This is a genomic window from Pseudomonas sp. 31-12 (assembly GCF_003151075.1).
Taxonomy (GTDB): domain Bacteria; phylum Pseudomonadota; class Gammaproteobacteria; order Pseudomonadales; family Pseudomonadaceae; genus Aquipseudomonas.
Window position 1 is genome coordinate 5,418,694 of the sequence record NZ_CP029482.1, and the last position, 22,062, is coordinate 5,440,755.

Sequence of the window (22,062 nt, forward strand, 5' to 3'; positions counted from 1 at the left end):
GCGGGCTTGCCCGCGATGCGGGCGACTCGGTCTTATGTGCGGTATTCGGCGTTGATCTTCACGTATTCGTGGGACAGGTCGGTGGTCCAGATGGTTTCGCTGCAATCGCCGCGGCCCAATTCGATACGGATGGTGATCTCTTCCTGCTGCATCACCGCTGCGCCCTGGGCTTCGGTGTAGGTCGCGGCGCGGGCGCCACGGCTGGCGATGCAGACTTCGCCGAGAAACACATCGATCTTGCTCACGTCCAGGTTTGGCACGCCAGCACGGCCGACGGCAGCGAGGATGCGGCCCCAGTTCGGGTCGGACGCAAACAGTGCGGTCTTGATCAGCGGCGAGTGCGCCACGGTGTAACCGACGTCCAGGCATTCCTGATGATTGCCGCCGCCGTTGACTTCGACGGTGACGAACTTGGTCGCACCTTCGCCGTCACGCACGATGGCCTGGGCCACGTCCATGCAGACTTCGAACACAGCCTGTTTCAGCTTGGCGAACAATTCGCCGCTCGCTTCGGTGATTTCCGGCAGCGCAGCCTGACCGGTGGCGATCAGCATGCAGCAGTCGTTGGTCGACGTATCGCCGTCGATGGTGATGCGGTTGAACGACTTGTTCGCACCGTCCAGCAGCAGGTTTTGCAGCACGTCGCGGGCGACTTTGGCGTCGGTGGCGATGTAGCCGAGCATGGTCGCCATGTTCGGACGGATCATGCCCGCACCTTTGCTGATGCCGGTGACGGTGATGGTCACGCCGTCATGCTGGAACTGGCGGCTGGCACCTTTTGGCAAGGTGTCGGTGGTCATGATGCCGGTGGCGGCCGCTTCCCAGTTGTTCACCGACAGATCATCAAGGGCAGCCTGTAAAGCACCTTCGATTTTCTCGACCGGCAGCGGCTCGCCGATCACACCGGTGGAATACGGCAGCACCAGGCTGGCGTCGACGCCGGTCAGTTCAGCCAGTTTGGCGCAGGTGCGCTCGGCAGCGGCCAGGCCAGGTGCGCCGGTGCCGGCGTTGGCATTGCCGGTGTTGGTCAGCAGGTAACGCACCGGGCCTTGCACGCGTTGCTTGGCCAGAATCACAGGTGCTGCGCAAAACGCGTTCAGGGTGAACACGCCCGCGACCGTGGAGCCTTCGGCGCAGCGCATGACCACGACATCCTTGCGCCCCGGGCGCTTGATGCCGGCCGAGGCAATACCGAGTTCAAAACCGGCAACCGGGTGCAACGTTGGCAAAGGACCAAGACCAACAGCCATGAATGCGCTCCTTAATAAATGATGTCAGCACCGCTTTCAGGAAGAACGGTGGTGTAAATGGCAAAACGCCGCGACGGCTGATGCCGGTCGCGGCGCGGGTATTTCAGCGATTGAAACGGGGTTTACTGGATCTGCCCGTGGCAATGCTTGAATTTCTTGCCCGAACCGCAGTAGCACAGTTCGTTACGGCCCAGCTTCTGTTCGTTGCGTACCGGTGCGGTGGCGAGAGCTACATCGACCTCTTCACCGAGCAGTTCCGGTTGCTCAAGACCTGGCGCCTCGTCGTGCTGGAACTGCATGCGCGCGGCCAGTGCCTCGGCTTCCTGACGCAGGCGTTGCTCTTCTTCGATCGGATCTTCGCGGCGAACCTGAACGTGCGACAGCACACGGATCGAGTCGCGCTTGATCGAATCCAGCAGCTCGGAGAACAGCGTGAACGACTCGCGCTTGTACTCTTGCTTCGGGTTCTTCTGCGCATAACCACGCAAGTGGATGCCGTGACGCAGGTGATCCATGGTCGACAGGTGATCTTTCCACAGGTCGTCCAGAACACGCAGAACGATTTGCTTCTCGAAGGTGCGCAGCGCATCGGCGCCGGCCTGGTCTTCTTTCTCGTTGTAGGCAGCGATGAGCTCCTGCATCAGCTTCTCGCGCAGGGTTTCTTCGTACAGGTGATCGTCTTCGTCGAGCCATTTCTGGATCGGCAACGCCACACCGAAGTCGCTCTGCAACGCCGCTTCCAGACCGGCCACGTCCCACTGCTCAGGCAGCGATTGCGGTGGAATGTGCGCACTGATGGTCGCGTTGAGCACGTCCTGACGGAAGTCGGCGATGGTTTCACCGATATTGTCGGCGGCCAGCAACGTGTTACGCATGTGATAGATCACTTTACGCTGTTCGTTGTTGACGTCGTCGAACTCGAGCAGTTGCTTGCGAATGTCGAAGTTGCGGCCTTCAACCTTGCGCTGGGCCTTCTCGATGGCGTTGGTCACCATACGGTGCTCGATCGCTTCACCGGACTGCATGCCCAGGGCCTTCATGAAGTTCTTGACCCGGTCAGAGGCGAAGATGCGCATCAGGCTGTCTTCCAGCGACAGGTAGAAACGGCTGGAACCGGCGTCACCCTGACGACCGGCACGACCACGCAGTTGGTTGTCGATACGGCGCGATTCGTGACGCTCGGAAGCGATCACCTGCAAGCCGCCCGACTCCAGCACTTGCTGGTGACGTTTCTGCCAGTCGGCCTTGATCTGGGCAATCTGCTCAGGGGTCGGGTTTTCCAGGGTCGCGACCTCCACTTCCCAGTTGCCGCCCAACAGAATGTCGGTACCGCGACCGGCCATGTTGGTGGCGATGGTCAGCGCACCCGGACGACCGGCCTGGGCAATGATCTCGGCTTCTTTTTCGTGGAACTTGGCGTTCAGGACCTTGTGTTCGATGCCTTCCTTCTGCAGCAGCGCAGACATGTGCTCGGACGTTTCGATGGTTGCAGTACCCACCAGCACCGGACGGCCCAGGGTCATGCATTCCTTGATGTCATTGATGATCGCCGCATATTTCTCTTCGGCGGTCAGGAACACCAGGTCGTTGTAGTCTTTACGCGCCAACGGCTTGTTCGGCGGGATCACCATCACCGACAGACCGTAGATCTGGTGGAATTCGAACGCTTCGGTGTCCGCGGTGCCGGTCATGCCGGACAGCTTGTTGTACAGACGGAAGTAGTTCTGGAACGTGGTCGAGGCCAAGGTCTGGCTTTCGGCCTGGATGTTCAGGTTTTCCTTGGCTTCGATGGCCTGGTGCAGGCCTTCGGACAGGCGACGACCCGGCATGGTACGACCGGTGTGTTCGTCGACCAGGACGACCTGGCCATCCTGCACGATGTATTCGATGTTGCGATTGAACAGTTTGTGAGCGCGCAGACCGGCATAAACGTGGGTCAGCAGGCCCAGGTTGTGCGCCGAATACAGGCTCTCGCCTTCAGCCAGCAGGCCAACGCGGGTGAGCATGTCTTCGATGAACTGGTGACCGGCTTCGTTGAGTTCGACCTGACGGGTCTTCTCGTCAACGGTGTAATGGCCAGCCTTGGTGACTTCGCCTTCCACTTCTTCGACGTGCAATTCCAGCTGCGGGATCAGTTTGTTGATCTCGATGTACAGCTTGGAGCTGTCCTCGGCCTGACCGGAAATGATCAGCGGGGTACGGGCTTCGTCGATGAGGATGGAGTCGACTTCGTCGATCACGGCAAAATTGAGTTCGCGCTGGAATTTTTCTTCCATGCTGAACGCCATGTTGTCGCGCAGGTAGTCGAAACCGAATTCGTTGTTGGTGCCGTAGGTAATGTCGGCAGCGTAAGCCAGACGTTTCTCTTCCGGCGGCTGGAACGGCGTGACAACACCGACCGACATGCCGAGGAATTCGTAGAGCGGACGCATCCAGTTGGCGTCACGACGGGCCAGGTAGTCGTTCACCGTTACAACGTGCACGCCCTTGCCGGACAGCGCGTTGAGGTAAACGCCCAGTGTTGCCACCAGGGTCTTGCCTTCACCGGTACGCATTTCCGCGATCTGGCCTTCATGCAAGGTCATGCCGCCGATCAGCTGGACATCGAAGTGACGCATACCCATGACGCGCTTGCCGGCTTCGCGGGCGACCGCAAAGGCTTCGGGCAGCAGCTTGTCGAGGGTTTCCCCTTTGGCGATGCGGGCCTTGAACTCGTCTGTCTTGGCACGCAATTGATCGTCCGAAAGGGCCACCATTTGCTCTTCGAAGGCATTGACGAGTTGCACCGTCTTGAGCATGCGTTTGACTTCACGCTCGTTCTTGCTTCCAAAAAGTTTCTTTAACAAAGGCGCAAACATATCGGCAGGATCTTCCACACTAAAGGGATGGAGGGCGGCCCCGTGAGTCGCCCGTGCAGCCCTCATGGCCGCATGCGAACGAGCATTCTACCCGGAAACGATGGTGAGGAAAGTGGCGTTGTTCCACGATGCATGCACTGCGCTATAACGGGGCTCACTTAAAATAAGGGCTTTTTACTGAACTTCAAGCCATTCGCGGCAGAAGTTACTTGTTGATTTAATGGGTAAAGCGCTCGCAAAGCAATGGGTCGGGTGCCGGTGGTGCTTTCTGCTACCATGGCGGCTCTGTTACTTCAGGTGTCTGATCATGGCATTTCGCCCTCTCACGGCCAGAGCACCCGCCGTTCTGCTTCGCGAAGCCAAACCGCTGAAAGCCATTTTTGGCCATGCTCAACGCCTGGGTCATTTACAACGCCTGCTGGAAAGCCAGTTACAGCCTGCCGCGCGCGAGCATTGCCATGTGGCCTCGTGGCGCGAAGGCAGTTTATTGCTGATCGTCACCGACGGTCATTGGGCCACCCGCCTGCGTTATCAGCAAAAGCGTCTGCAACGCCAGTTACAGATGTTCGACGAATTCGCCAGCCTGACGCGGATTCTGTTCAAAGTGCAGCCGCCTACTGTTCAGCAAGGGGCAGCGGGCCATACCATCAGTTTGTCGACGGATGCCGGCGCGACCATTCAGGCCACGGCCGATGGCATCAGCGATCCGAATCTGCGAGCAGCGCTGGAGCGGCTTGCGGCGCACGCCAAACCCAAGGAATGACAAAAAACCTGTGGGAGCGGGCTTGCTCGCGAAAGCGGTGTGTCAGTCACAGTTGATGTCGACTGAAACACCGCCTTCGCGAGCAAGCCCGCTCCCACATTTGGACCGTGCCCGCTGACTATCGGCGTTTGCTGCCGCCGAGCAGCGAGCCCATCAGGCCGCGTACCAGCTGTCGGCCCAGTTGATTGGCCGCCTGGCGCATCGCCGATTTCAGCGCCTGCCCCGCCGCTGTACCGAGGAATTCCCCGGCCTTGTCGGTAAAGCTTGGCTCTTCGGCGGCCGGTTTACCCGGAACGGCGTCGGGCTCCGGCGCCAACCCTTTGCGCCCCATCAATATTTCATACGCCGATTCCCGATCAACCGGCTTGTCATACCGTCCCTTGAACGGCGACCCGGCGATCAGCATCGTGCGTTCGGTTTCGGTCAGCGGCCCGATCCGCGATTGCGGCGGGGCGACCAATACGCGCTGGACCATCTCCGGCGTGCCTTTGTCCTGCAAAGTGCCGACCAGCGCCTCGCCGATCCCCAGCTCGGTCAGCACCGACAAGGCATCAAACGCCGGGTTCGGCCGGAAACCCTCTGCCACCGCACGCAAGGATTTCTGTTCCTTGGCGGTGAAGGCGCGCAAACCATGCTGGATGCGCAGGCCCAACTGAGCCAGTACATCGTCTGGCAAGTCGCCCGGTGATTGCGTGACGAAATACACGCCCACGCCTTTGGAACGAATCAGCCGCACCACCTGCTCCAGGCGATCCTGCAACGCCTTGGGCGTGTCGGCGAACAACAAATGCGCTTCGTCGAAAAACAGCGCCAGCAGCGGTTTGTCCGAATCGCCCCGCTCCGGCAGTTGCTCGAACAACTCGGCCAGCAACCACAGCAGGAACGTCGCATACACCTTCGGCGCTTCGTGGACCAGACGACTGGCGTCCAGCAAGTGGATGCGCCCACGGCCATCGGCCGTCGGTTGCAGAATGTCTTCGAGTTGCAGCGCCGGTTCGCCGAACAACGCCTCGGCGCCTTGTTGTTCCAAAGTCGCCAGACGCCGCAACAGCGCCTGACTGGAACCGGTGGTCATCAGCGCCGCGTCGTCCCCCAGCAATTCGGGGTTGTCGCGCAGGTGATTGAGCAGCGCCTTCAAATCCTTGAGGTCCAGCAACAACAGCCCTTCGCGGTCCGCCACCTTGAATGCGGCATACAGCGCCGACTGCTGACTGTCGGTCAGCTCCAGCAGGCTGCCGATCAGCAGCGGCCCCATTTCGCTCAAGGTGGTGCGCAACGGATGACCGGACTGACCGTGAATGTCCCACAGGGTGACCGGATAGGCCGCCGGTTTGTGGTTCAGCCACGGCATCCCGGCAATCCGCTCGGCGATTTTGCCTTGCGGGTTGCCGGCGGCACCCAGGCCACACAGGTCACCCTTTATGTCTGCGGCGAACACCGCGACGCCAGCATCGCTGAAGGCTTCGGCCAGACGCTGCAACGTGACGGTTTTACCGGTCCCGGTAGCGCCCGCCACCAGACCGTGACGGTTCGCCAGGCGCATGGCCTGAGAGATTGGCTGGCCGGTCAGGTCGGCGCCGATAACGAGTTGCAATGAGTCAGGCATTTTGTCACCCATGGTTAATCTTTGATCCTGCACGGCCGATACAAATAGTTGTGAGACCAATCCGAAAATAGCGTCGGTAATTCCCTAAGGAGAGGATGGAAATATCAGCTTTTTTTCAACATTGCCCATTTAGCGTGCCTTTATAAAAGCACGCTCAGGACATTAAGACCTTAGCGGAACCCCAAGCCATGAACAAAAACCTGCGCTTCAGCCATAAAATTTTGCTTGCCGCCGCCCTCATCGTCATTGCCGCCTTCGCCTCGTTCACACTGTACAACGACTATCTGCAGCGCAACGCCATTCGCGAAGACCTGGACAATTACCTTAATGAGATGGGAGACGTCACCGCCAGCAACATCCAGACCTGGCTGGCCGGTCGTATCCTGCTGATCGATAACCTCGCTCAAAACATCGCGGTCAATCCTGAACAGGCCAACGTCGCCAGCCTGCTTGAGCAGAAAGCCCTGACGTCGACCTTCATGGCGTCCTACCTGGGCGATGCCACCGGCAGCTTCACGATTCGCCCAGACGCGAAAATGCCTGCCGGCTTCGACCCACGGGTACGCCCTTGGTACAAAGGCGCCGAAAGCAGCAGCACGGCAACCCTGACCGAACCTTACATCGATGCGGCCACTGGCCAGACCATCATCTCCATCGCCACCGCCTCGAAAAAGGCCGGGCAAAGCGTGGGCGTGGTGGGCGGCGACTTGAGCCTGCAAACCCTGATCGATACCCTCAGCGCACGTGACTTTGACGGCATGGGCTATGCCTTCCTGGTCAGCGCCGACGGCAAGATCCTGGTGCACCCGGACAAAGCCCTGGTGATGAAGTCCCTGAGCGAGGCGTACCCGAAAAACACCCCGCGCATCAGCAGCGACTTCACTGAAGTGGAGGTCGACGGCAAGACCCGCATCGTCACGTTCACGCCGATCAAAGGCCTGCCATCGGTCAACTGGTACATCGGCCTGTCGGTCGATAAAGACAAAGCCTTCTCGATGCTCAGTGAATTCCGCGCTTCGGCGGTCGTTGCGACCATCATTGCCGTAGCGATCATCATCGCGTTGCTGGGCATGCTGATCCGCATCCTGATCCGGCCGCTGCACGTCATGACCCGCGCCATGGAAGACATCGCCGACGGCGAAGGCGACCTGACCAAACGCCTGACCATCGTCAACAACGATGAATTCGGCGTTCTCGGCACCGCGTTCAACCGTTTTGTGGAACGCATTCACGGTTCGATCCGTGAAGTGTCCTCGGCCACCGGCCAGGTCAACGAAGTGGCCCTGCGTGTGGTCGCCGCGTCGAACTCGTCGATGTTCAACTCCGACCAGCAAGCCTCGCGCACCAGCAGCGTGGCCGCGGCGATCAACCAGCTCGGCGCAGCCGCTCAGGAAATCGCCCGCAACGCCGCCCAGGCGTCCAGTCAGGCCAGCGATGCCCGCAGCCTGGCCGAAGATGGACAACAAGTGGTGGATCGCAGCATCAAAGCGATGAATCAGCTGTCGAGCATGCTCAGCGCTTCGAGTACCAACATCGAATCGCTGAACAGCAAAACCGTGAACATCGGGCAGATTCTCGAAGTGATCACCAGCATCTCCCAGCAAACCAACCTGCTGGCGCTCAACGCGGCCATTGAAGCAGCGCGCGCCGGTGAAGCCGGACGTGGTTTTGCCGTGGTGGCAGACGAGGTGCGCAACCTGGCGCACCGCACGCAAGAATCGGCGCAGCAGGTACAGACCATGATCGAGGAGCTGCAAGTCGGCGCCCGCGAATCCGTCAGCACCATGAGCGACAGCCAGCGCCACAGCCAGGACAGCGTGGAAATCGCCAACCTGGCAGGCGAGCGCCTGAACAGTGTGACGTTGCGCATCGGTGAGATTGACGGAATGAACCAGTCGGTGGCGACGGCGACCGAGGAACAGACGGCGGTGGTGGAGTCGATCAACGTCGACATTACCGAGATCAATACGCTGAACCAGGAAGGTGTGGAGAACTTGCAGTCGACGTTGCGGGCGTGTTCTGACCTGGAGCAGCAGGCGGCGCGTCTTACGCAGTTGGTGGGCAGTTTCCGTATTTAGTGTCTGATAGGGCCCAATCGCTAGCAGGCTAGCTCCCACAGGTTTCGCACTGAACCTGTGGGAGCTAGCCTGCTAGCGATGGCGGTCTGAAATACACCGCAAAAACCTCGCTGGATCCCCCCGCCACAAAACCCTAACCGAACATCTATCCTTCATAAAGGTCAACCAAGGGAGAACAACGGACCGGAGGGATGCTCATTGTGCATATCGCGGACATAACCATGTTCTACGCCCCTGCCAGCGGAGGCGTGCGCACGTATCTGGATGCCAAGCACCGTCGCCTGGGTATCAAGCCAGGCATTCGCCACAGTTTGCTGATTCCGGGGGCACACCTGAGTGAACGGGATGGCGTCTACACCGTTCCGGCCCCGGCCCTGCCTTTCGGCAAGGGTTATCGTTTCCCCCTCCGTCTCGCGCCATGGCGAAATGTCCTGCAGGATTTGCAGCCCGACCTGATCGAAGTCGGCGACCCCTACCTCACCGCCTGGGCGGCTCTGGATGCGCGGCGGCAACTGGATGTGCCGGTGATCGGGTTTTATCACTCCGACTTGCCGCTGCTGGTCAGCAATCGAATGGGCAATTGGGTAACCCCGAATGTCGAAGCCTACGTCAGAAAGCTGTATGGCAACTTCGACCGGGTCTTGGCGCCGAGCCAGGTCATGGCCGACAAGTTGATCGGGCTCGGGGTGAGGAATGTGTTCGTGCAGCCATTGGGCGTGGACCTGCAAACATTCAATCCCGAAGCAAGGGACAGCGGCTTGCGGGCCGAATTGGGCATCGATGAAAACACCCATCTGCTGATCTTCGCCGGCCGGGGTTCCAAGGAAAAGAACCTGCCGGTCCTGCTCAATTGCATGAAACGTCTCGGGCCTCGTTATCACTTGCTATTAGTCGGCTCGTCGATGCCCGCTGTGGTGCCGGACAATGTCACCGTCGTCGACGAGTTCTGCCCGGCCGCACAAGTCGCGCGGTTAATGGCCAGTGCGGACGCGTTGCTGCATGCCGGCGATCAGGAAACCTTCGGCCTGGTGATCCTCGAAGCCATGGCCAGTGGCATTCCAGTCGTGGCGGTGGCCGCCGGGGCCTTTCAGGAAATCGTGACCGATCAATGCGGCCTGCTCTGTGCGCCGAACAATCCCCTGGCGATGGCCAACGCGGTGCGCGAGCTGTTCAGTCAGGGTAGCGCTGCTTTGGGCAGACAAGCGCGCAGTCATGTTGAACAGCATTACGCCTGGGATACCGTGGTCAACAGCCTGTTGGGGCACTATCACGCCGTGCTCGGCAGCCAATGGCCGCTGACCGCCAATGGTTGAGTCCATGAACGCCCCCAGCCTGATACTCGTACTGCATGACGTTGCGCCGCAAACCTGGGCCGATTACCAGCCTTTTGTCGAAGCCGTCGATGCCTTGGGCGAGGTGCCGATGACCTGGCTGGTGGTGCCGAATTTCCACAAGCACAATGAACTGGACGAGCATCCGGGATTCAGACGCTTGCTCACCAGCCGCGTCGCCCGAGGTGACGAACTGGCGTTGCACGGCTACTTTCATTGCGATGAAGCCCCTCCTCCCAGCAACCCCAGAGACTGGTTCATGCGCCGGATCTATACCCATGAAGGCGAGTTTTACAGCTTGTCGCAAGCCGCCGCCCTTGCCCGCCTGCGTGCGGGAATCGAAGTGTTCCATCGCTATCACTGGCCGCTGGAAGGCTTCGTCGCCCCGGCGTGGTTAATGAGCGAAGGCACTTGTCAGGCGTTACGCCAGTTACCGCTGAGCTACACCAGCGATTCACAGCATCTCTATCGGCTGCCGGATTTCATGGCCATCGATGCGCCGGGGCTGGTCTGGAGTGCGCGCAGTGCCTGGCGTCGGGGCTTGTCGAAACTCGTCAGTGATCAGCGTGAACAGCGTTGGCAGCAAGCCCCAGTGATTCGACTTGGCCTGCACCCGGTGGACATGCGCCATGGATTTTCGCGCAATTACTGGCTGCAAACCCTCAAGCGTTTGCTCGATGAAGGGCGGGTGCCAATGACCAAGACACGGTGGCTCTCGCTGCACAGTGACCGCCTCGGTCGCGCCGCATGAGCCGGGGCATTCTGCTGTTTATCGCCCTGCTCGCCGCGGTGCTGATTCCGTTGTTGCTGGGCGGCAACGAGACATGGTCGCGGCTGCAAAATTTCCCATTGAATGAATTGCTGATCATGTTCGGCATGATCTTGCTGTGCTGGGTGGTGAACACCCTGCGCTTACGCCTGTTGCTGGGTGATCAATGCGACAAGGTGGGTCGGGTCAGAAGCCTGGGCGTGGTGATGGCCGCCGAGTTCGCCTACTGCGCCACACCCGGCGGCAGTGGCGGGCCGTTGACCATCATGGCGCTGCTGGCGCGTAACGGTGTGCGTCCGGCGCGGGGCAGCGCGGTGTTCGCCATGGACCAGCTCAGCGACCTGCTGTTTTTTCTCTGCGCGTTGAGCGGGATTCTGATTTACGCGCTGTTCCAGCACCTCAGCGAACGCCTGGAATGGCTGCTGATCGTCAGCGCCGTCTCGATGTTTGGCGGGCTGCTCAGCTGCGTGGTGGTGGCGCGTTACCATCGAGTGCTGATTCGCTTGAGCGGGAGATTGCTCGTTCGTCTCAATGTCAAAGGCACCACGCGCCTGCGCTGGGCGCGCAAGCTCCTGCACTTCCTGGCGGCGTTCACCGACACGCTGAAGTTGCCGATTCTGACGTTGATCAAAGTGTTTGCCCTGACCTGCGTGCATTGGCTCCTGCGGTATAGCGTGCTGTACCTGGCGCTGCGTGGACTCGGAGCGGATTTACAGTGGGCCTGGTGTTTCCTGATCCAGATGCTGTCACTGAGTGCCGGCCAGTTCAGCCTGTTACCGGGCGGTGCCGGCGCGGCAGAGTTGACGTCGGCGGCGCTGCTGGCGCCCATGGTAGGGAAATCCACCGCAGCGGCGGCGATTCTGATCTGGCGGGCGGTGACGTATTACTTCTATCTGGTGGTGGGCGGTCCGGTGTTTTTGCTGATGCTGGGGCGGCCGCTGCTCAAGAAACTGATGAAGCTCAAGCAGGCTTAGGCGTGTCTTCGGGCTCTTGCTGCAACTGTTCCCACAACTCGGCAGCGCCGGGAAACTCCGTGCCGTCTTCGGCGCTCATGTCATCCGGGTCATATCGACTCAAGCAGCCCTCGCCCAACGTGGCGGGGGCCTTGGAGGTGGCTTTGTCCAGTGGATCGGCCATGGTCATGTCCTCACTGCAGAAACGGCGAAGGGCCTGAGGCGATTGAACGCCCAGGCCCTTCGAATTTCAACCGTGTTGTGCGGCTATCAGAACACCACGGTTTTGTTGCCGTGCACCAGCACCCGATCTTCCAGGTGATAACGCAGACCGCGGGCCAGCACCATCTTCTCGACGTCACGGCCGAAACGCACCATGTCTTCGATGCTGTCACTGTGACTGACGCGCACAACGTCTTGCTCGATGATCGGACCGGCGTCCAGCTCTTCGGTCACGTAGTGGCAAGTCGCGCCGATCAACTTCACGCCTCGCATGGAGGCCTGGTGATACGGTTTGGCTCCGACGAACGACGGCAGGAAGCTGTGGTGAATATTGATGACCTGGTGCGCATATTCACTGCACAACGCGGGCGGCAGGATTTGCATGTAACGGGCAAGTACCACCACTTCGGCATCGTGCTGTTTGACCAGACGCGAGACTTCGGCGAAGGCCGGCTCTTTATCCTGTGGATTGACCGGTACGTGGTAGTAAGGAATGCCGTGCCACTCGACCATGCTGCGCAAGTCGTCGTGGTTGGAAATCACGCAAGAGATTTCGCAGTCCAGTTCGTCACTGTGCCAACGGTGCAGCAAGTCGGCCAGGCAGTGAGATTCACGGCTGGCCATCAACACAACGCGCTTTTTCTGCGCGGTGTCGGTAATGCGCCAGTTCATCGAGAACTCTTCGGCAATCGGTGCAAACGCTTCGCGAAAGGCTTCGATACCGAAAGGCAGCGAATCGGCACGAATTTCGTGACGCATGAAGAACCAGCCACTCTGATTATCCGAGTGATGGCTCGCTTCAGTGATCCAGCCGTTATGTGACGCCAGAAAGTTACTGACTTTAGCAACGATGCCGACGCGGTCCGGGCAAGCAATCACCAGCCGAAAAGTGCGCATGAGGGGGAAACTCCAGAACTTCGCAAAGGCCGCCATTCTAGCGATTGCGCAGCAAAACTGCAGTATTGATGACGCACTGATCTGCACGCAGGCCAGTGGGGCGCTTGCGACAGCACCTCAACGCCCGCGCGATGGTGCTCTTGTACTCAATCTTCAAGCGTTCATTTGTGAATATCTGTGATGACTGCATCACACTTTTAACTCTGCGTTCAATTTGTGCCCTATTCATCGCAACTAATTTAAATAAAACACCGGTTAAATGTTTACTTGATGAAACACCCTGACTATTATTGCGGCACTGTCACCCTGCCATCCAGCGCCCAACATAAGGTAGTCCTCATGTCCTTGATCAACGAATATCGCGCCACCGAAGAAGCTATCAAAGAGCTGCAAGCCCGTTTGAAGAACCTGTCCCAAGACGACAAACTGCAAACCGAGCTGGAATTCGAAGGCAAACTGCGCACCCTGATGGGCGAATACTCCAAGTCCCTGCGTGACATCATCGCGTTGCTGGATCCAGAGTCCAAGACCAAAGCACCACGCGGCGGCGCAGTAAAAACTACTGGCACCAAGCGTGCTCGCAAAGTTAAACAATACAAAAACCCGCACAACGGCGAAGTCATCGAAACCAAAGGTGGCAACCACAAGACTCTGAAAGAGTGGAAAGCCAAGTGGGGCGGTGACGTGGTTGAAGGCTGGGCTACCCTGCTGGGCTAAGCCCTAGAGGTTGTCAAAGAATTATCCGCGACAAAAAATAACGCCAGCTGATGCTGGCGTTTTTTTATGCCCGAAATACAGTCCGGGTATTTTTCGTTTTCAAAGACTCAAACGTTTGCGTAATCCTTGGACATAATTCTGCCATTCATTCAGCACCTCTCGCTGAAACGATGTAGCTGTAACGTTCAATTGGGCTGCGGCTTCTACAAAACTTTCAAGCGTATTGGGCGCCCCCCACTCCGGGGTCGACAAACGTTGCTGACAAAATATTCTCCAGCGCTCTTGCTCCTCGAAATTCAACGTATCGGGGAAGTTGCGCGCTCGATAACGAAACAATAATTCAGGTAAACGTTCGTCATCGAAAGGCCATTGCTGTTGTGATAATTGGGCAGGGTCGGCGGCCCTGACTTGCTCACATAGCCGACGATCCCGATCACCGATAAAACCATCGTATAACTGTTGTTCGGGATCCTGGCTCGGAGTGAAATCTTCGCCGGCATAAATTGCTAACACTTTATCCCGCCAAACTTGTTGTGCGTCACTTAGCCGCAGTACGCGATCCTGATAAAGCGCCATGTCCAGCCCCAGACGTTGCTGATCGTCAGGGCGAAGTACCGACAGCGGCGCCACCACCGGGCACTTGTTGATATGAATGAGTTTAAGCGGCACCGGTAATTCGCCGTCGGCCAGGTCATCGCGGCGGGTGTACAGCCGCTGACGCAAGGTCTCCGCATCCAGATCAAGCAACCCCTGGGGATCCAGGTGCAGGTCACAGACAATCAACGCGTTCTTGTTACGCGGATGCCAGGCCAGTGGCAGCACGACCCCCACATAACTGCGAGCCGCCGAGAAACGCCCGGACACATGCACCATTGGCTGCAACAGCCGAATCTGATCCATCACCTTCTGTTTACTGCGCAACTGAAACAGCCAGTCATACAACTTCGGCTGCTTCTCACGAATAAGACGTGCAAGGGCGATGGTGGCGCGAACGTCCGACAGCGCCTCGTGGGCATTGCCGTGGTCAATGCCATTGGCGGCGGTCAGCCGTTCGAGCTTGAGCGTCACCCGCCCTTCATCATCGGTTGGCCAGGCGAGGCCATCGGGACGCAAGGCATAGGCGGCACGCACCACATCAATCAGGTCCCAGCGGCTGTTGCCACCCTGCCACTCGCGGGCATACGGGTCGAAGAAGTTTCGGTACAGGCTGTAACGGGTCATCTCGTCATCGAAGCGCAGCGTGTTGTAACCCGCTCCGCAGGTGCCCGGCGCCGCCAGTTGAGTGTGCACCCGGGTCATGAAGTCGGCTTCGCTCAAACCGTGTTCGGCCAGTTGGCCCGGCGTAATGCCCGTGATCGCGCAGGCGGCCGGATGCGGCAGGATGTCGTCGCTGGGCTGGCAAAACAGGTTGACCGGCTCGTCTATTTCATTGAGATCGAAGTCGGTGCGAATCCCCGCTACTTGCAGCGGGCGGTCGCATCGGGGATTGATGCCAGTGGTTTCGTAGTCGTACCAGAAGATCGAGGTCACGGGCTGTTCCTGAACTGAAGATCGGCAAAGTCTAGGCGTTCACATCCCGCCCCGGCCAGTAACTTGTCATTCAATCACTTCTGGTTTCGCAACGTGCACTACATAGTTATGTAGTTTTCCCCCGAGAGGCTGCTAGCATCGGACGGACATCGAATCCCGAACAGGCCACATCAAGGTTGCCCATGCTCGAGACCACAGCACTGCCAAGGAAAGCGACGCTGTCCCCGCCACTGGACACGCGGTATCAAGTCGAAACGCCCGAAGGCATCGACTTGCCACTGCGCCCGGCCGGGTTGATGGTTCGTGCGCTGGCCTTTTCCATCGACCTTGGGTTGCGCGGGCTGATACTCGGCGTGCTGTTTATCGTGTTGGCGTTTCTCGGAAAACTCGGCGCAGGGCTGGGCTCGATCCTGCTGTTCGGGGTGAGCTGGTGGTACATGGTGCTGTTCGAGGTGCTCAATCAGGGCCGTTCGCCGGGCAAACAATGGATGGGATTGCGCGTCGTGCACGACGATGGCACGCCGATCGGCTGGTCCGCCTCGCTGTTGCGCAACCTGTTGCGATTCGTCGACCTGTTGCCGTTTGGCTACTTCCTCGGGGCCATCAGTTGCCTGCAACACCCCTCCTTCAAACGCCTCGGCGACCTGGCCGCCGGCACGCTGGTGATCTACCGCGAACAACCGTTGACCCGACCGCAACTGCCCGACGTCCCGCCTCGGCGACCCGCCTTTGCCCTGACGCTGAGCGAGCAACGCGCCATCCTCGGGTTTGCCGAACGCCAAGGCGAACTGTCCGAAGCGCGAACCCATGAACTAGGGTCCATTCTTGCCCAACCGTTGCAGGTTCCCGCGCCACGCGCCGTGGCGGAACTCAACGGCATCGCCCGTGGCTTGTTGGGGCCAGCATGAAGCAAAGCCTTTTCGAAAATCGCCACAAGGCCGAATGGGAACAGTTTTCCCTGATGCTCGAACAACTGGAGCGAGGCAAGCACACCTCCCGGATCGCCAGTTTCCCGAAAGACTATCGGCGGCTCTGCCAACAACTGGCACTGGCGCAGGAACGCGGCTACAGCAGTTTCCTGATCGACTTTTTGCAGCAGCAAGCATTGCGCGGGCATCAACAGCTTTACCGGCATCGCAGTCGACTGGGCGCCAATATACTGAGTTTCATCCTTGCCGGATTTCCGCGGCTGGTGCGCGAACAATGGCGCTTCGTGCTCGCTGCCGGCCTGATGTTTTTTGGCAGCCTGATCGGCTTCGCCCTGCTGGTATATCTGTTCCCGGACCTGGTCTACAACCTGATTCCGGCCGAGCAAGTCAATGAAATGCAGAGCATGTACGACCCGGTCGCCGGTCACTTGGGGCGCTCGGCGGAACGCGCCGCCAGTGAAGACTGGGTGATGTTCGGTTACTACATCATGCACAACATCGGCATCGCCTTTCAGACCTTCGCCAGCGGTTTGCTGTTTGGTGTGGGCAGCGCGTTTTTCCTGTTGTTCAACGGTTTGATGATCGGTGCGGTAGCCGGGCACCTGACGCACATCGGTTTCGGCCAAACCTTCTGGTCGTTCGTGATCGGCCACGGTGCGTTTGAACTGAGCGCCATTGCCCTGGCCGGTGCCGCCGGCCTGCAACTGGGTTGGGCGTTGATCGCCCCGGGACGCCTGCCTCGCGCCGAAGCGTTGCGACTGGCGGCACGCAAAAGCGTGTTACTGATCTGCGGCGTCATGCTGTTTCTGCTGATTGCCGCATTTATCGAAGCCTACTGGTCGTCGATGACCGCGCCGACGCCCATGACCAAATATCTGGTCGGCGCGGCGCTGTGGCTGTTGGTGGCAACTTACCTGCTGTTTGCCGGACGAACCCGCCATGCGCCTGAGTGACGCCACGGTGGTGATTCGCCCGCGCACCTCCTGGGAAGCCATGGACCTGGGCGTGCTGCTGAGCCAGCGCCATCGACGATTGCTGATGACCAGTTGGGCCATCATCACCTTGCCGGTCTTCGCCCTGCTCACCTTGTTTCTGTGGGATTCCCCCTCCCTCGCCGTGTTCATCTTCTGGTGGCTGAAGCCGGCGTTCGAGCGGCTGCCCTTGTACATTCTGTCCAAAGCCATGTTCGGTGAAACGCCCACCTTGAAACAGGCGCTGCGCGAATGGCCGCGCCTGCTCAAGCCGCAATTGCTGGCCAGCCTGACCTGGCGACGCCTGAGCCTGAGCCGCAGTTTCCTGATGCCAGTGGTGCAACTCGAAGGCCTGGCGGGGGACGAACGACAGCAGCGCTTGCGGGTGCTGCTACAGCGCAATGCCGGCGCCGCGCAGTGGTTGACGATCATTGGCGTGCATCTGGAGAGTGCGCTGTGGATCGGTCTGATGGTGCTGTTCTATATGTTCCTGCCGCAGCAGGTTGAACTCGACTGGGACTGGCAGACCTTGATCGCCGTGGCCACCCAGGACTGGCGCTGGCTGGAACACCTGACCAATGTCTTTTATGTGCTGGTGCTGATTGTCTGGGAACCGGTCTACGTGGCCTGCGGCTTCAGCCTTTATCTGAATCGGCGCACGGTGCTGGAAGCCTGGGACATCGAACTGGTGTTCCGCCGATTGCGCCAACGCCTCAACACCACGGCGGTCACGCTGTTGCTGGCGGCGATATTGCTGATGCCGACCACGCAAAACGTCTGGGCAGATGAGCCGGTCATTACTCCGGACAGCCCACGCCTGCTGGACCAACCGCTGACCAGCCAGGCCTCCAGGGACAGCATCAAAACAATCCTCGATCACCCCCCGTTCAAGAACAAGGAAACGGTGACCCGCTATCGATTTGGCGAAGACAAACCCGACACCAAAACCCCGGACGACGGGAAAACACCTGAATGGCTGAAGGCGTTGGCCGGTCTGCTCGACAGCCAGCGTTTCGGCTTCCTCGCCAGCTTGATCGAGGTGCTGCTGTGGGTTGCCGTGATGAGCGCCGTCGGCGTGCTGATCTGGCGTTACCGCGATTGGTTGCAAGCGTTCGTCAGCCGTCGCCCGGCATTAAACCGAAGAGCCGCGCGTCCGTTACCGCAGCAAGCGTTCGGTCTGGACCTGAGCCGTGAAACCCTGCCCGCGGACATTGCCGCCAGCGCCGAAAGCCTTTGGCAAACCAACCCGCGCGCCGCCCTCGGGTTGCTCTATCGCGCATTACTCAGCCACTTGCTGCACGACCACCACATGGCGCTCAAACCCGCCGACACTGAAGGCGAGGTGCTGCAACGCGTCGAGCAACTGCACCAACCGGCCTTGCTCGCCTTCAGCAAAACCCTGACCGGGCACTGGCAGAACATGGCCTACGGGCATCGCCTGCCACCTGCGCATTTGCAACAGGAACTCTGTGACGGCTGGCGAACATTGTTCGGCCCGGGAGCCGCCCGTTGAGCCGGCGCTTGTGGCTTTCGGTCGGCGTGTTCATCGCTGTGCTGGTGGGCGCGCTGAGTGTTTATCTGTACCTGAAGGCCACGCCTTATCAAGTTGAAATCGATCACGGACCGTCGCCCGAAGCCCAGGCCAATCCTTATCTGGCCGCCGAGCGCTTCCTGCGAAAACAGGGCCTGACCGTCGGCCATGCCAACAGCCTCGACGTGCTGCCTACTCTCGACCCGCATCAGCACAGCCTGTTGTTGCTCGGCGATCGCTACAACATGACGCCGCGTCAGATTGATCAAGTGATGAACTGGACACGGGCCGGCGGACACCTGCTGTTTGTCGCCCAGTCGCTGTGGGATGAAAAGACCGGTCAGAGTAATGACCTGCTGCTCGATCGCGTGCAGCTGCACCAGTCGCTGAGCAAAGACCTCAAGGAACCACCGCCGGACATCCTCGACGATCCATTCCCCAAATTGACCAAGTTGTACCTGGAGGACGAGAACGCGCCGGCCTACGCCAGTTTCGATACCGCGTTCCATCTCGAAGACCCGAAAAACCTCGCGCAAGCCTGGGCCAACAGCGGCAAGGCCACGCACATGATGCAGCTGAACCACGGGCTCGGCTCGATCATTGTGGTCACCGACGCCGACCTGTGGAAAACCCCGGCCATCGGCCAATATGACAACGCCTGGCTGCTCTGGTACCTGACCGCCGACACAAGCGTGACGTTGCTGTTCAACACCGATCACGACAGTCTGCTGACCTTGCTGCTGCGCAACTTCCCTCAGGCGTTGGTCGCTCTCATCGCCCTGATCGGTCTTGCGCTTTGGCATGTCGGAGTGCGCCATGGTCCGCTGCTGGAACCGGCGTCGAAAGGTCGCCGGCAACTTCAGGAACACCTGCGCGCCAGCGCCGATTTCATGCTCCGCCGCAGCGGTCAGCACACCCTGTTGCAAGCTTTGCAGCAAGACATTCTGCGCCGTGTTCGCCACCGTCATCCCGGTTTTGAACAACTCGGCGTCGCCGAACAATGGCTGGTGCTCGCACGCCTGACCGGCCAACCCACACGCGCCATCAGCCAGGCCATGAGCCCGCGACCGAAGCAGCGGCTGTCCAGCGCTGAATTCAGCCGTCAGGTCGCCCACCTGCAAACCTTGAGGAACACGCTATGAGTCAACAGATCGAGCCTGGCAGCGCGACCCACGCCGCCCAGCAACGCCAGCGCGCCAGTCAGTTGGCCCAGGCCGTGCGCAATGAGTTGCAGAAAGCCGTTATCGGCCAGAACAGCGTGATTGATGACGTCCTCACCGCGCTGATCGCCGGCGGTCATGTGCTGCTCGAAGGCGTGCCGGGGTTGGGCAAGACGTTGCTGGTGCGCGCCCTCGCCCGTTGCTTCGGCGGCGAGTTCGCGCGCATCCAGTTCACCCCGGACCTGATGCCCAGCGATGTCACCGGGCACGCGGTCTACGACCTGAACACCGAGCAGTTCAAACTGCGCAAAGGGCCGCTGTTCACCAACCTGCTGCTGGCCGATGAAATCAACCGCGCCCCGGCGAAAACCCAGGCCGCATTGCTCGAAGCCATGCAGGAACGCCAGGTCACCCTCGAAGGCCGCGCCCTGCCCATCGTGCAACCGTTCATGGTGCTCGCCACGCAAAACCCGATCGAACAAGAAGGCACGTACCCACTGCCCGAAGCCGAACTCGACCGCTTCATGCTCAAGGTGCGCATGGATTACCCCGACGCCGAGCAAGAGCTGAACATGGTCCGCCAGGTCAGCCGCTCGACCCGCGCCGACATGCTCGACGTGCAACCGCTGCGCACCGTGTTGCAAGCCAAGGATGTGCTGGCCTTGCAGCGCATTGCCAGCGATCTGCCGCTGGACGATCAGGTCCTCGATTACGCCGTGCGTCTGGCCCGCACCACCCGAACCTGGCCGGGCTTGACCCTCGGTGCCGGGCCACGGGCATCCATCGCCCTGGTGCGTTGCGCCCGGGCCCGTGCGCTGCTGCGCGGTGGCGACTTCGTGATTCCCGATGACATCAAAGGCTGCGCCCTCGCGGTGCTGCGCCATCGGGTGCGGATTGCCCCGGAGCTGGACATCGAAGGGCTGGATGTTGATCAGGTGCTCAAGCAACTGCTCGATCAAGTGCCGGCGCCACGACTGTGAAAACGGTCATGCGGACACCCCCTGTGGCGAGGGAGCTTGCTCCCGTTCGGCTGCGCAGCAGTCGTAAACCAGAAGGACACGTTTTCTCTGACACTCTGCGCTGGATGGTTTTGGGGCTGCTTCGCAACCCAGCGGGAGCAAGCTCCCTCGCCACAAAAGGCGTACACCCATGAAACCGTCGCGCCTGCTGCTGATCTGGCTCGCAGTGTTGCTCGCCATAGGCATCGTACTGGGCACCTTGCGGGCTTTGGAGTTCGACGTCCCCTCCACCCTGTTCTCGATCAACTGGGGATTGCTCCTGGCGCTGCTGGCCCTAGCCGTTCTCGACGCCGTTCGCCTCAAGCGCTTGCCGTCACCGCGCTTGCAGCGACAAATGCCGGGCAGCCTCGCACTGGGTCGATGGAGCGAAGTGCGCCTGGAAGTCGAGCATGACTTTGCTCACTCACTGAACATTCAGATTTTCGACCATGTCCCCGACGGCCTGAGCTTCGAACACCTTCCCCTGTCGGCCGAATTGCAACCCGGTCAACAGAGCCAGATCGGCTACCGCCTGCGCCCTCTCAAGCGCGGCCACTTCACCTTCGAACATTGCGAAATCAACCTGCCGAGTCCAATGGCCCTGTGGTCCGACAAACGCCTGCTCAACGTCATCGACAGCACCCGCGTCTACCCCGACTTCGCCCGCCTCTACGGCGGCGAACTGCTGGCGGTGGACAACTGGCTCAGCCAGCTCGGCGTGCGCCAACGACAACGTCGCGGCCTGGGACTGGAATTCCATCAGCTACGCGAATTCCGTGAAGGCGACAGCCTGCGCCAGATCGACTGGAAAGCCACCGCCCGTCAACGCACGCCCATTGCCCGCGAATACCAGGACGAGCGCGACCAACAGATCATCTTCATGCTCGATTGCGGCCGCCGCATGCGCAGCCAGGACGGCGAACTCGCCCATTTCGATCACGCGCTCAATGCCTGCCTGTTGCTCAGCTACATCGCCTTGCGCCAGGGCGATGCGGTGGGCCTGAGTACCTTCGCCTGCGACCGACCGCACTACCTTGCCCCGGTCAAAGGCACCGGTCAGCTCAACGTATTGCTCAACACTGTCTACGATCTCGACAGCACACAACGCCCCGCTGACTATCAGGCTGCCGCCACGCAACTACTGGCCCGACAAAAACGCCGGGCGCTGGTGGTGCTGGTGACCAACTTGCGGGATGAAGACGATGAAGAATTGCTGACTGCGGTCAAACGCTTGAGCAAGCTGCATAGGGTGCTGGTGGCGAGTTTGCGTGAAGACTTGCTCGACAATCTACGGCACGCCCCGGTGCAGACCTTGCCAGAGGCGCTGACTTACTGTGGGACGGTGGATTACTTGAATGACCGGGCGCAGCTCCATGAGCGGTTGAAGGCTCATGGAGTGTTGGTGGTGGATGCTCGGCCCCAAGAGCTGGGGGCCGAGTTGGTGACGCGGTATTTGGGGTGGAAGAAGGCGGGAGACTTCTAACCCTCAAATCAGTCAA

General features: G+C 59.9%; 18 protein-coding genes. 12 read left to right on the forward strand and 6 right to left on the reverse strand.

Features of this window, described 5'->3' with window-relative positions; all coding sequences use genetic code 11:
• Positions 1-32: 32 nt before the first annotated feature.
• Both argJ and secA read right to left on the reverse strand, forming a co-directional pair.
• Complete coding sequence (argJ, locus tag DJ564_RS25635) at positions 33-1,250, reverse strand: bifunctional glutamate N-acetyltransferase/amino-acid acetyltransferase ArgJ (RefSeq protein WP_109634311.1); 1,218 nt, start codon at positions 1,248-1,250, stop codon at positions 33-35.
• Positions 1,251-1,372: 122 nt separating this feature from the next.
• Entirely contained in the window at positions 1,373-4,108 is a 2,736-nt protein-coding gene (gene secA, locus DJ564_RS25640) for a preprotein translocase subunit SecA (RefSeq protein ID WP_109634312.1), read from the reverse strand.
• A 307-nt stretch (positions 4,109-4,415) separates the two neighbouring features.
• Here secA and DJ564_RS25645 point away from each other — a divergent pair, with 307 nt between their 5' ends.
• Entirely contained in the window at positions 4,416-4,871 is a 456-nt protein-coding gene (locus tag DJ564_RS25645) for a DUF721 domain-containing protein (RefSeq protein ID WP_109634314.1), read from the forward strand.
• Positions 4,872-4,989: 118 nt separating this feature from the next.
• On the opposite strand, the gene DJ564_RS25655 is transcribed toward DJ564_RS25645, so the two are convergent.
• Positions 4,990-6,477, reverse strand: coding sequence for a helicase HerA-like domain-containing protein (locus tag DJ564_RS25655; protein WP_109636189.1), 1,488 nt, complete (start codon positions 6,475-6,477; stop codon positions 4,990-4,992).
• Positions 6,478-6,665: 188 nt separating this feature from the next.
• On the opposite strand from DJ564_RS25655, the gene DJ564_RS25660 reads away from it, so the two are divergent.
• The 4 genes from DJ564_RS25660 (at position 6,666) to DJ564_RS25675 (ending at position 11,629) form a co-directional block, all read left to right on the forward strand.
• On the forward strand, positions 6,666-8,555 hold the full coding sequence (locus tag DJ564_RS25660) for a methyl-accepting chemotaxis protein (RefSeq protein WP_109634316.1): 1,890 nt from the start codon (positions 6,666-6,668) through the stop codon (positions 8,553-8,555).
• Between the two features lie 191 nt (positions 8,556-8,746).
• On the forward strand, positions 8,747-9,868 hold the full coding sequence (locus DJ564_RS25665; protein ID WP_178082321.1) for a glycosyltransferase family 1 protein: 1,122 nt from the start codon (positions 8,747-8,749) through the stop codon (positions 9,866-9,868).
• Positions 9,861-10,637: a DUF2334 domain-containing protein gene (locus tag DJ564_RS25670; RefSeq protein WP_109634318.1), complete on the forward strand. Its 777-nt coding sequence runs from the start codon at positions 9,861-9,863 to the stop codon at positions 10,635-10,637. The genes DJ564_RS25665 and DJ564_RS25670 overlap by 8 nt, the downstream gene beginning before the upstream one ends.
• Positions 10,634-11,629, forward strand: coding sequence for a lysylphosphatidylglycerol synthase transmembrane domain-containing protein (locus tag DJ564_RS25675; protein WP_109634319.1), 996 nt, complete (start codon positions 10,634-10,636; stop codon positions 11,627-11,629). The genes DJ564_RS25670 and DJ564_RS25675 overlap by 4 nt, the downstream gene beginning before the upstream one ends.
• Here DJ564_RS25675 and DJ564_RS32215 read toward each other — a convergent pair.
• A complete protein-coding gene (locus DJ564_RS32215) occupies positions 11,616-11,792 on the reverse strand; it encodes a hypothetical protein (RefSeq protein WP_178082322.1) in 177 nt (58 codons plus the stop codon). The two genes, DJ564_RS25675 and DJ564_RS32215, sit on opposite strands and share 14 nt — an antisense overlap.
• An 86-nt stretch (positions 11,793-11,878) precedes the next feature.
• Positions 11,879-12,727, reverse strand: coding sequence for a formyltetrahydrofolate deformylase (purU, locus tag DJ564_RS25680; RefSeq protein ID WP_109634321.1), 849 nt, complete (start codon positions 12,725-12,727; stop codon positions 11,879-11,881).
• A 339-nt stretch (positions 12,728-13,066) separates the two neighbouring features.
• Here purU and mvaT point away from each other — a divergent pair, with 339 nt between their 5' ends.
• Positions 13,067-13,444, forward strand: coding sequence for a histone-like nucleoid-structuring protein MvaT (gene mvaT, locus DJ564_RS25690; RefSeq protein WP_007933316.1), 378 nt, complete (start codon positions 13,067-13,069; stop codon positions 13,442-13,444).
• 99 nt (positions 13,445-13,543) lie between these two features.
• Here mvaT and sbcB read toward each other — a convergent pair whose 3' ends face one another.
• Positions 13,544-14,974, reverse strand: a complete 1,431-nt coding sequence (sbcB, locus tag DJ564_RS25695) for an exodeoxyribonuclease I (RefSeq protein WP_109634325.1) — start codon at positions 14,972-14,974, stop codon at positions 13,544-13,546.
• A gap of 182 nt (positions 14,975-15,156) precedes the next feature.
• Here sbcB and DJ564_RS25700 point away from each other — a divergent pair, with 182 nt between their 5' ends.
• The 6 genes from DJ564_RS25700 (at position 15,157) to DJ564_RS25730 (ending at position 22,046) form a co-directional block, all read left to right on the forward strand.
• Positions 15,157-15,882 (forward strand): RDD family protein, encoded by a 726-nt coding sequence (locus tag DJ564_RS25700; RefSeq protein WP_109634327.1) that lies wholly within the window; start codon positions 15,157-15,159, stop codon positions 15,880-15,882.
• Complete coding sequence (locus tag DJ564_RS25705; RefSeq protein WP_109636192.1) at positions 15,879-16,856, forward strand: stage II sporulation protein M; 978 nt, start codon at positions 15,879-15,881, stop codon at positions 16,854-16,856. The genes DJ564_RS25700 and DJ564_RS25705 overlap by 4 nt, the downstream gene beginning before the upstream one ends.
• Positions 16,843-18,387: a DUF4129 domain-containing protein gene (locus DJ564_RS25710; RefSeq protein WP_109634328.1), complete on the forward strand. Its 1,545-nt coding sequence runs from the start codon at positions 16,843-16,845 to the stop codon at positions 18,385-18,387. The genes DJ564_RS25705 and DJ564_RS25710 overlap by 14 nt, the downstream gene beginning before the upstream one ends.
• A complete protein-coding gene (locus DJ564_RS25715; RefSeq protein WP_109634330.1) occupies positions 18,384-19,547 on the forward strand; it encodes a DUF4350 domain-containing protein in 1,164 nt (387 codons plus the stop codon). The genes DJ564_RS25710 and DJ564_RS25715 overlap by 4 nt, the downstream gene beginning before the upstream one ends.
• A complete protein-coding gene (locus DJ564_RS25720) occupies positions 19,544-20,545 on the forward strand; it encodes a MoxR family ATPase (protein ID WP_109634332.1) in 1,002 nt (333 codons plus the stop codon). The genes DJ564_RS25715 and DJ564_RS25720 overlap by 4 nt, the downstream gene beginning before the upstream one ends.
• Positions 20,546-20,714: 169 nt before the next feature.
• Positions 20,715-22,046, forward strand: coding sequence for a DUF58 domain-containing protein (locus tag DJ564_RS25730; protein ID WP_109634333.1), 1,332 nt, complete (start codon positions 20,715-20,717; stop codon positions 22,044-22,046).
• The last annotated feature ends 16 nt before the right edge of the window (positions 22,047-22,062 follow it).